Here is a 2,534-nt window from a genome sequence, read left to right on the forward strand (position 1 = left end):
AAATAATTATGAAGAACTCATTTCTGATAATAATTTTAATGACATTCTTGAACTCTTTTAGTCAAGAATCAAAAGATTTTATAAAATCTGAACAATATTATTTAACTGAAATTGACTCATTAACAATAAAAAAGTATTGGGAAAATTTTCAAACTGAAAACTCACCTGAACCAATTTCTATTTATCTAAAAAACAACAACGGACAATCACTTTATGAAATAAAAATATCTGAATTAGAATTTTATAGAGGAACTACAGTTGAGATTTTAAATGTTGATAATTTGAAAAATGTTGAACAAATAATACGTTTGAAATCTGGTTATGATACTTGTTGCTCAAATTATTATTCGACTTATTTACTAAAGACAAAAGATGGCAATTTAATAGAACTTCCTGAATCGGAATATCTTCATTGTGACGGACCAACACCGATAACTGAATACAGATTCCCGAATCAAAAGTTTGGAATAAAAAATCAGATTCTATTGACAAAATCAATTCTGAATGAAAATTATGAAGTTGAATCTATTAAAGTTGTAAAAACATATTCTTGGAATGGAAAAACATTTGAATTAAAAAAATAACTATTTACAACATAGTATAAATTCAATTGCGGCTGAATTTCCTACGGAAATTCATTGCAATTTTCTATCTTTCAGTCTAAATCGGAAAATCGTACCGATTTTCCGCAACTGAAATTTATACGCTAACGTTTAGCGGTAATTAAAAATGAAGAAACGCTTCAAGTCGATTTTTTTGATTTTTACAACTTTTATTTTAGTTGTAATAATTTACGATCATAAATATAATTTAGAATTCAAATATCACGTTTTTGGGTATGACAAAAAATTGTTTGACGGAGATTTTTTACATCCAGCTTACGCATATTTGAAAAACAATAAACTAATTGGAATTGAATATATTTCAAATCCAGAATGCGGAAAAACAAATCGTAAATATTTTTTTGACGACAAAGAAAATTTAAACAGAATAATTTATGAAATTGACTTTTTCAGCAAACATTGTGATGAAAAAAAAGACTCTTTATACATAATTAAAAGAGAGAATAATGACATTCTAATTCATGAAAAAAATGGAGGTGAAATTAATAATGCTGAGCTTGAGAAAATGATGAGTTCATTTAATTTAAAAAAATTTAAAACTAAGATTAAAACTTGGAAATAATAACTACCGCTAACAACGTGTATAATTAATTGCGGCTGAAATTCCTAACGGAATTTCATTCTTATTAATTATCTTTGGTTTACAGCGGAAAATGACTGCGTCCTTTTCCGCAACTAATCATACACACCAACGTTGGTAGTAATTTAACCCAAATGATGACTAAGAGATTAATTATAATATTGACAGCTACTTTAGCAATAAATCTAACTTATGCTCAAAGTAAAACAGATTCTTTACAATACAAAAGACTTACCAAATTTCCAGTTTTTTCAACAAACTATTTTAATTATAGTAGTTCTGAATTTGATATCAATAATCAAAAAGGAAAAATTGAGATGGATGAATGGACTACTATGCTTCAATTCGCTTTTCCTATAAAAGAAAAAAAATGGTATTTATCTAATAGAGTTCAATATACCTATTTTACATTTGAGGCAACAACTGAGCTAACCAATTTCAAAGCTTCAAAAGACTTTCATTCCATCGCCTATTCTATAGGAATAATTAAAATTTTACCCAAACGCTGGAAATTAGTAGCAAGTTTCACACCTACTCTAGCTTCTGATTTTGAAGAATCATTGCATTCGGACGACTTCATTTTTCAAGCAGCAGCTTTAGCAATGAAAAGGTCATCCCAAAATTTTGAATATGGATTTGGAGTCGCCTATACGACAAGGTTTGGTAATGCGACTTTAATTCCACTAGTAAACTTAACTTATAAAGTTAATAATTGGGAGACTTTGGTGATATTACCAGCGTATATTTCACAGAACTATTTATTTAATAAAAACACCAAATTAGGTGGGAAATTAGCTGTTTACGGTAATTTATATAATGCCGTATTTAGTAATACCACCTCAAATATAGATTTAAACCGTGTTTCTTATTCCAGAATTACAATAGGCCCAGATTTTCAGACCAAATTATTTGGAGATTTTCATTTGAATGTTGGTGCTGGTATAGCAATGCGTAATATATTGGAATTTCAGGATGATGACTTAAATTCAGAATTAGATTTTAGTACTGATAATAAGTTCTTCTTCAACATAGGAATAAAATTATTGAAGTAAAAACTACTACCAACAACGTGTATAAAGCATAGCTATTATAGGCTTTCCGAGAGGTTTTTGTATATTTACAAAGTACGCCAAATTTTTTATTTGGTTATATTTATAAAGAAAATTAAACATAAAAATAAAAAATTCGGCTCGTGCTAAATCCGAAAAGTTAGTGTCTATTTATACGCTACGTTTCATATACAAGACCGTTGTGCATAATGTAAAACCAACCTATGAGCCATAAATTAACAACCATAGAAATTCAGAACTTCAAGTCAATTATTGCAATTG

The 2,534-nt window shown here is 28.2% G+C and carries 3 protein-coding genes; all 3 read left to right on the forward strand.

The window, feature by feature from the left end:
* Positions 1-584, forward strand: a 584-nt coding sequence (locus WA340_RS05950; protein ID WP_336127867.1) for a hypothetical protein, incomplete at its 5' end; no start/stop codon positions are given.
* Between the two features lie 145 nt (positions 585-729).
* Complete coding sequence (locus tag WA340_RS05955) at positions 730-1,185, forward strand: hypothetical protein (RefSeq protein WP_336127869.1); 456 nt, start codon at positions 730-732, stop codon at positions 1,183-1,185.
* Between the two features lie 152 nt (positions 1,186-1,337).
* On the forward strand, positions 1,338-2,255 hold the full coding sequence (locus WA340_RS05960) for a DUF6268 family outer membrane beta-barrel protein (RefSeq protein WP_336127871.1): 918 nt from the start codon (positions 1,338-1,340) through the stop codon (positions 2,253-2,255).
* Positions 2,256-2,534 lie beyond the last annotated feature (279 nt).

The sequence above is a fragment of the Mesoflavibacter sp. CH_XMU1422-2 genome (assembly GCF_037029245.1).
GTDB classification, from domain to species: domain Bacteria; phylum Bacteroidota; class Bacteroidia; order Flavobacteriales; family Flavobacteriaceae; genus Mesoflavibacter; species Mesoflavibacter zeaxanthinifaciens.

Coding starts and splice junctions, on each gene's coding strand:
- WA340_RS05955 (WP_336127869.1), top strand. CDS start 730: ATGAAGAAACGCTTCAAGTCGATTTTTTTGATTTTTACAACTTTTATT.
- WA340_RS05960 (WP_336127871.1), top strand. CDS start 1,338: ATGATGACTAAGAGATTAATTATAATATTGACAGCTACTTTAGCAATA.